The sequence below is a fragment of the Thermoanaerobaculia bacterium genome, from assembly GCA_035717485.1.
In the GTDB taxonomy this organism is placed as follows: Bacteria; Acidobacteriota; Thermoanaerobaculia; order UBA5066; family DATFVB01; genus DATFVB01.
In genome coordinates, this window is the sequence record DASTIQ010000152.1 from 1 (window position 1) to 6,559 (window position 6,559).

Annotated in this window: 5 protein-coding genes; 4 read left to right on the top strand and 1 reads right to left on the bottom strand. The window is 68.1% G+C overall.

Translation table 11 applies throughout. The features are described from left to right. Positions 1-186 (top strand): electron transfer flavoprotein subunit alpha/FixB family protein (locus tag VFS34_08215; protein ID HET9794433.1); only part of this gene is annotated, 186 nt, incomplete at its 5' end. Beyond that, on the top strand, positions 183-641 hold the full coding sequence (locus VFS34_08220) for a hypothetical protein (protein ID HET9794434.1): 459 nt from the start codon (positions 183-185) through the stop codon (positions 639-641). The genes VFS34_08215 and VFS34_08220, both read left to right, overlap by 4 nt. Here VFS34_08220 and VFS34_08225 read toward each other — a convergent pair. Then, positions 622-2,508 (bottom strand): alpha/beta fold hydrolase, encoded by a 1,887-nt coding sequence (locus tag VFS34_08225; protein ID HET9794435.1) that lies wholly within the window; start codon positions 2,506-2,508, stop codon positions 622-624. The genes VFS34_08220 and VFS34_08225 overlap by 20 nt on opposite strands. Before the next feature lie 64 nt (positions 2,509-2,572). Between VFS34_08225 and VFS34_08230 the strand changes: the two genes are divergently transcribed. Together VFS34_08230 and VFS34_08235 are read left to right on the top strand one after the other, a co-directional pair. Beyond that, entirely contained in the window at positions 2,573-5,284 is a 2,712-nt protein-coding gene (locus VFS34_08230; GenBank protein HET9794436.1) for a protein kinase, read from the top strand. A gap of 66 nt (positions 5,285-5,350) precedes the next feature. Next, positions 5,351-6,559 (top strand): protein kinase (locus VFS34_08235; protein HET9794437.1); only part of this gene is annotated, 1,209 nt, incomplete at its 3' end.

Sequence of the window (6,559 nt, forward strand, 5' to 3'; positions counted from 1 at the left end):
GTCGCCTGCGGAATCTCCGGCGCGATCCAGCACCTCGCCGGAATGGGGACTTCGAAGGTCATCGTCGCGATCAACAAGGATGCGGACGCGCCGATCTTCAAGGTGGCGACCTACGGCGTCGTCGCGGACCTCTTCCCGTTCGTCCCGGAGCTCGCGAAGGCGGTGCGGGCGATCAAGTCGGAGTGAAACGGTTCGCGGCGGTCGCCGTCATCCCGCTCGTTCTGGCCGCCTGCCGGAAACACGAAACCGTCACGGCGGGCGGCTCGCCCGTCGAGATCGACCGTTCGGGCAGGAACGTCACGATCCGAACGGCGGACGCGACGGCGACCGGCGGCCCTTCTGCGTCGCTGCCCGCCGGATTTCCGAAAGACGTGCCGACGTATCCGGGCGCACACGTCGCCGCGGCCGTCGAAACGGGAACTCACGACGCCCATGCCGCGACGTTCGAGACGAACGACTGGCCCGACGACGTCGCGAAGTTCTACGCCGGCAAGCTTTCCCGGTGGAAGACGACGGCAGACCTGAAATCGGAGGACGGACACACCCTGCTGCTCGTCGCTCCCGACGGGCGGAGTCTCACGCTGACGGCAAAGCGCGAAGCGCTGAATACGATCTTCACGATCACCGTGTCGCCCCGGTAACGACCGGCATCATCGCGCGGGCGCCGGAACTCGCTCGATCCCCGGATACCCGTCGAACGTGAAGGAAGGAGAGCGCTTCCCGCATCTCTTCGATCTGTTCATCGGCCGAGAGCGACCCGTGGCCGGCGTCGAACCAGCGCACGATCACGTCCTTCTTCGCCGTCCGAAGTCGATCGACGAGGGTTTCGATCTGCCGCGGGGGAGCGCGCCGGTCGTTCTTTCCCGCGAAGATCAGGAGCGGCGCGCGGATCGCGTCGGCATGCGCGAGCGGCGACCGCTCCCGGTAGAGCGCCGGCTTCTCGGCGGGGGTCCCGCCGAAGAGCATCACCGTCCAGCCGCGAAGGGCGGCGCGGGCGTCCTCGTACTGGAGCGCGAAATCGGCGATCGGGGCGCCGGCGATCCCGCCCGCCCAGAGATCCGGCTGGAACGCGAGCGCGCAGAGCGTCAGATATCCGCCGTAGGACCAGCCGGCGACGAAGACCTTTTTCCCGCGCGCCAACCCGCGGTCGAGCAGATATCGCCGTGCCCCTCGCAGGTCTTCGAGCTCGCGGACCATCGGGTCGCCGACGACGGAATTCGCCCAGGCACGGCCGAGTCCGGACGAACCGTGATAGTTCGGGGCGAGCACGACGAAGCCCTCGTCCAGATATGCCTGGATCGCGGGAGCGAAGGAATCGGTCGTCTCCGAATGCGGGCCGCCGTGCAGCCAGACGATCGCGGAGCCGTTCGGATGCGTGGGAACTCCGAGGAGCGCCGGCACGCGGCCGCCGTTCGCGCCGGCGAAGTCGACGGCGTGCATCGGCGTTCCCGGGGGCGCATCTTCGCTCGCGAGAATCGTCTGCTTCCGGCCCGTCGCCGGATCGATCTCGATGAGCCGCGGCGTGACGGCGGCGCTCTGGAACGACGCCCAGGCTTTTCCGTCGGGACGCGCCGCGCACTCGCCGATCGATCCCTCTCCGAGATCGAGCGGTGTCGGTCTTCCGCTTGCGAGGTCGAAGAGGAACAGCCGGTCGCGGCCGCCGGCATGCTGCTTGAGGAGAACCATCCGCGCATCGGGAGACCAGTCCTCGGCCGTGATCTCGCCGGTCAGATCGGCGGCGATCGGCGTGCGCTTTCCGGTCTGCGCGTCCCAGATCGCCGGACGGACGAATCCGGAAGCATCGCTCTGGACGAGGAGGCGTTCGTCGCCCGCCTTCGGCGACCAGCGCCCCGCCGTGACGCTGTTCCCTTCTCCATCCCAGAGCTCGGAGATGCGATGGCCGTCCGCGGCATCGAGAACCAGCGTCGCCCAGTGACGATCGTTCTTCCGCTCCGTTTCGACGAGCGAGAGATATCGGCCGTCGGCGGAGAGAGCCGGGCCGTAGGCCTCGTTCGTGGAGGGATAGAGAAGGACGGGCGCCGCGTTCTCTGCGCGACGTTCGAACCGAAATCCTTCCGGGCCGGACGACGCCGTGACCACGAAACGTTCGCCGCTGTCGAACGCGATGCCGGCGCTCGAGCCCGCCCACGGGGCCACGACTTCGATCCCGCCGCCCGAAAATGGCACGCGAACCCACCCTCCGACTTCGCTGCCGTTCGCGTCGCGCAGGTACCAGATCCATTTTCCGTCCGGTGAGATCGCCCCGGCGGTCTTCCCGGCCGGCGCGTCGGTGACGCGAACGCGCTTTCCGTTCTTCCGATCGAGCGTCCAGAGCTGGAAGGTGCCGCTCTCGTTCGACGTCAGCAGGATCCGGTCGGGTGCATCGGCAGCGAAAGCCACGAGCCCCTGTCGATGCAGTCGGTAGCGGGCTTCCCATGGTCCGCCGTCTGCGAGAGCGACCGCCGCCACGCAGGGAAGGAGCGCGAGAAGACGCGCCGGGAGCGGCATGCGACGAGGTTAGCACCGACGGGCCGTGGGGGCCGGCGACGGTAAACTATGATGCGCCAGACTCATGACCATCGCCGCTGGCACTCGACTCGGTCCGTACGAGGTCATCTCTCCGCTCGGCGCCGGTGGCATGGGGGAGGTCTATCGCGCGCGCGACTCGAAGCTCGGCCGTGACGTCGCGATCAAGGTCCTTCCCGCCGCTCTCTCTTCCGACCCGGAGCGCCTCGGGCGATTCGAGAGGGAAGCGCGCGTGCTGGCGTCGCTCAATCACGCGAACGTCGCGGCGATCTACGGCGTCGAGGACTCGACCGCCGTCAAGGCGCTCGTCCTCGAGCTCGTCGAAGGGCCGACGCTGCAGGATCGGATCGAGTCGGGACCGATTCCGGTCGACGAAGCGGTCGGGATCGCCCGTCAGATCGCGGAGGCGCTCGAAGCCGCGCACGAGAAAGGGATCGTCCACCGGGACCTGAAACCCGCCAACGTCAAAGTCAACCGCGAGGACCAGGTGAAAGTTCTCGACTTCGGGCTCGCGAAGGCGCTCGACCCGGCGGCGTCGGGATTGACTTCATCGCCCGACCTGACGCATTCGCCGACGCTCTCGATGGGAACCCGGGACGGAATGATCCTCGGCACCGCGCCGTACATGTCTCCGGAGCAGGCCCGGGGAAAGCCCGCCGACAAACGCGCGGATATCTGGGCGTTCGGCGTCGTGTTGTGGGAGATGCTGACAGGCCGGCGACTCTTCGCCGGCGAAACGGTTTCGGACACGCTCGCGGAAGTGCTCAAGACCGAAATCGACTTCGGAGCCCTGCCTCCGGCGACGCCGGCACGCCTGCGCGAAGTGCTGGCGCGCTGCCTCGAACGAAATTCCCGGAACCGCCTGCACGACATCGCGGACGCGCGCATCGTTCTCGACGAGATCGCGCGCGCTCCGGCGGCGGAGCCGGTCGCAGCGGCTGCGACCGGGGCCGCGTCCAGTGCGAGAATCGCGTGGATCCTCGCGGCGATCCTCGCGGTCGTCGCCGGGTTCTTCGCCTGGAAATGGCTCGCTTCGCCCGCGCCGCAGCGGGTACCGGGGACGGCGTTCACGCTCTCGCTCCCGCAGGGCGTGCGGGTTCCTCAATCCGAGGCCCCGGTCGTCGCGCTCTCCGAGGACGGTCGGACGGCGGTTTTCGTCGGAGCCGACGAGGCGGGACAGCGACTCTATCGGCGGTTCATGAACCGCGTCGACATCGTCCCGATCCCCGGGACCGAGGGCGGCTCCGACCCGGTCATCTCTCCCGACGGAAAGCTCGTCGCGTTCGTCGCCGACAACAAGCTGAAGACGATTCCTCTCTCCGGAGGCAACGCGACGGCGCTCGCGGACTCTCCCGCGGACCGGGGAATTGCGTGGGGGCCCGGCGGGCGGATTTTCTACTCACCGAGCTTCGACACCGGGCTGATGGAGGTCTCGGCGGCAGGCGGCCCGTCGCGCGCCGCCACGAAGCCCGATCCGAAGCGCGACGAGCGCTCCCATCGATGGCCGCAGGTCCTTCCCGGCGGGCGGACGGTGATCGTCGGTGTCGGTCTTCTCGCGAGCCCCGGCAACTACGACGTCTCGCCCGTCGCGGCCGTCGATCTCGCGACGGGGCGGGAGAAAGTCCTCGTCAAAGCGGCACGGATGGCGCGTTTCGTGCCGCCGGATCACCTGATTTTCCAGCGGGAGAAGAAGCTCTATTCCGTCCGTTTCGATCCGAAGTCCCTGTCGATCCTCTCGACCCCCGTCGTCGTGCGATCCGGGGTCGCCGGAGAGGTGAGCAGCGGAGCCGGATACTTTTCGATCTCGGCGGACGGGACGCTCATCGACATCGCGGCGAGCTCCCTCGACGAGGGATCCGAAATCGTCCTGGTCTCGCGGGACGGCAAGGCCACGGGGCTGCCGCTTCCGGCGCGCCCGTATCACTACCCGCGATTCAGCCCCGACGGAAAGCGGATCGCGTTCTCCGCGGGGTCCGGGCCCGAGGCGTCCTTTCTTGGCACGGACGACGACATCTGGACGTACGACCCGTCGACGCAGAGCCTGAACCGGCTCACGTTCGAAAGTCACGACCTCCTGCCGATCTGGTCTCCCGACGGCCGCTGGATCGCGTATACGTGCTCGGGAGGTCCCGTTCCGGGGGTTCTGCGCAAGCCTTCGGACGGCAACGGCCCGGCTCAGCCGATCTGGCAGACCAGCAATCCCATGGTGGCCAACGATTGGACGAAGAACGGAGAAAGCCTGATCATTTCGAGCGTCGCCCTGAAGTTCGGTCTCTGGCGCGCGCCGATCTCCGGGAAGCCGAAGCCGGAGCCGCTCTTCTCCGGGGGCGATGCGGAGCAGGTCTGGGGCGCGAGGCTCTCGCCCGACGGACGATTCCTCGCCTACACGTCGTTCGGGTCGGGCAGCAACGTCGTTTTCGTCCAGACGTTTCCCCCCGGCGCCGGCAAGTGGCAAATTTCGCCCGACGGAGGAGCGATGCCCGTCTGGGGAGAGGACGGACACGAGATCTTCTACGTTCAGGGGGACCGGGTGATGGCCGTGGAGGTTCGGAACGGACCCTCCTTCCAGGTCGGGCCGCCCCGTCCGCTGTTTTCCGGACCGTTCAACCTGCGGACGGCTCCGCTGACGAACTACGACGTCTCGCCCGACGGGCGCACCTTCCTCATGGTTCGACCGGCGGGAAACGCGGGCATCGTCCGTCAGTTGCGCGTCCTGCTTCATTTCGATCCCGCCGCCGCGGAGACCGATGGGAATTGATCGTCCGCCCCGCACGGCGTTTTCCGGCTCGCAATCGCGGCGTGGGCGGCGGAAAAGGGTCGTCCGATGACCCTGTCGGCAGGGACGAGGCTCGGGCCGTATGAAATCCTGTCCCCGCTCGGCGCGGGAGGGATGGGCGAGGTCTACAAGGCGAAAGACACGCGTCTCGACCGCGACGTCGCCGTCAAGGTCCTTCCCGCTCATCTTTCCGACAATGTCGAGTTCCGCCAGCGATTCGAGCGCGAGGCGAAGGCGATCTCCCAGCTCTCCCACCCGCACGTCTGCGCGCTCTACGACGTCGGCCGGCAGGAGGGCGTCGAATACCTGGTCATGGAGCTCCTCGAGGGGCAGACGCTCGCCGACCGCCTCGAACGCGGGGCGCTCCCTCTCGATCAGACCCTGAAGGTCGGAGTCGAGATCGCCGACGCACTCGACAAGGCGCACAAACGCGGAATCGTCCATCGGGATCTCAAGCCCGGCAACGTGATGCTCACGAAGTCGGGAGTGAAGCTCCTCGATTTCGGCCTCGCGAAGAGCTTCGTGGCGGAGCGCGCGGAAGGGATCACGTCCCTGCCGACGGAACCGCCGCGGCCCCTCACCGAGAAGGGCACGATCATGGGGACGTTCCAGTACATGGCGCCCGAGCAGCTCGAGGGGAAGGAGGCGGACGCCCGCTCCGACATCTTCGCGCTCGGATGCGTGCTGTACGAGATGACTTCCGGGAGGAAGGCGTTCTCGGGCTCGAGCCGCGCGAGCATGATCGCGGCGATCCTCGAGCGGGAGCCGCCGCCGATCTCCTCGATCCAGCCGATGACGCCGCCGGCGCTCGAGCGGGTCGTGAAGGCGTGCCTCGCGAAGGATCCCGACGACCGGTGGCAGAGCGCGCACGACGTCAAGAGCGAGCTCGCATGGATCGCCGAAGCCGGGTCGCAGGCCGGGGCGCCCGCGGCGGTCGTCTCTCGCCGGCGGAGCCGGGAGCGGACGGCGTGGGCCGCGTTCGCGGTTTCCGCCGCCGCCGCCCTGTTCCTTCTGTTCCTCCGGCTTCGGGCGGGGGGCGCGCCGGCCCCCGTTCTTCGCGCGTCGCTGAACGCTCCGGAACGGGCCGAGTTCCTTCTCTACAACGATCCCAGCGGCCCGCCCGCGATCTCCCCGGACGGGAAGTCGATCGCGTTCGTCGCCTCTCTCGACGGCAAGTTCCAGATCTGGAGCCGTTCCCTCGATTCCGTGGATGCCCGTCCTCTGGCCGGCGTCGAGCAGGCGTCGTATCCGTTCTGG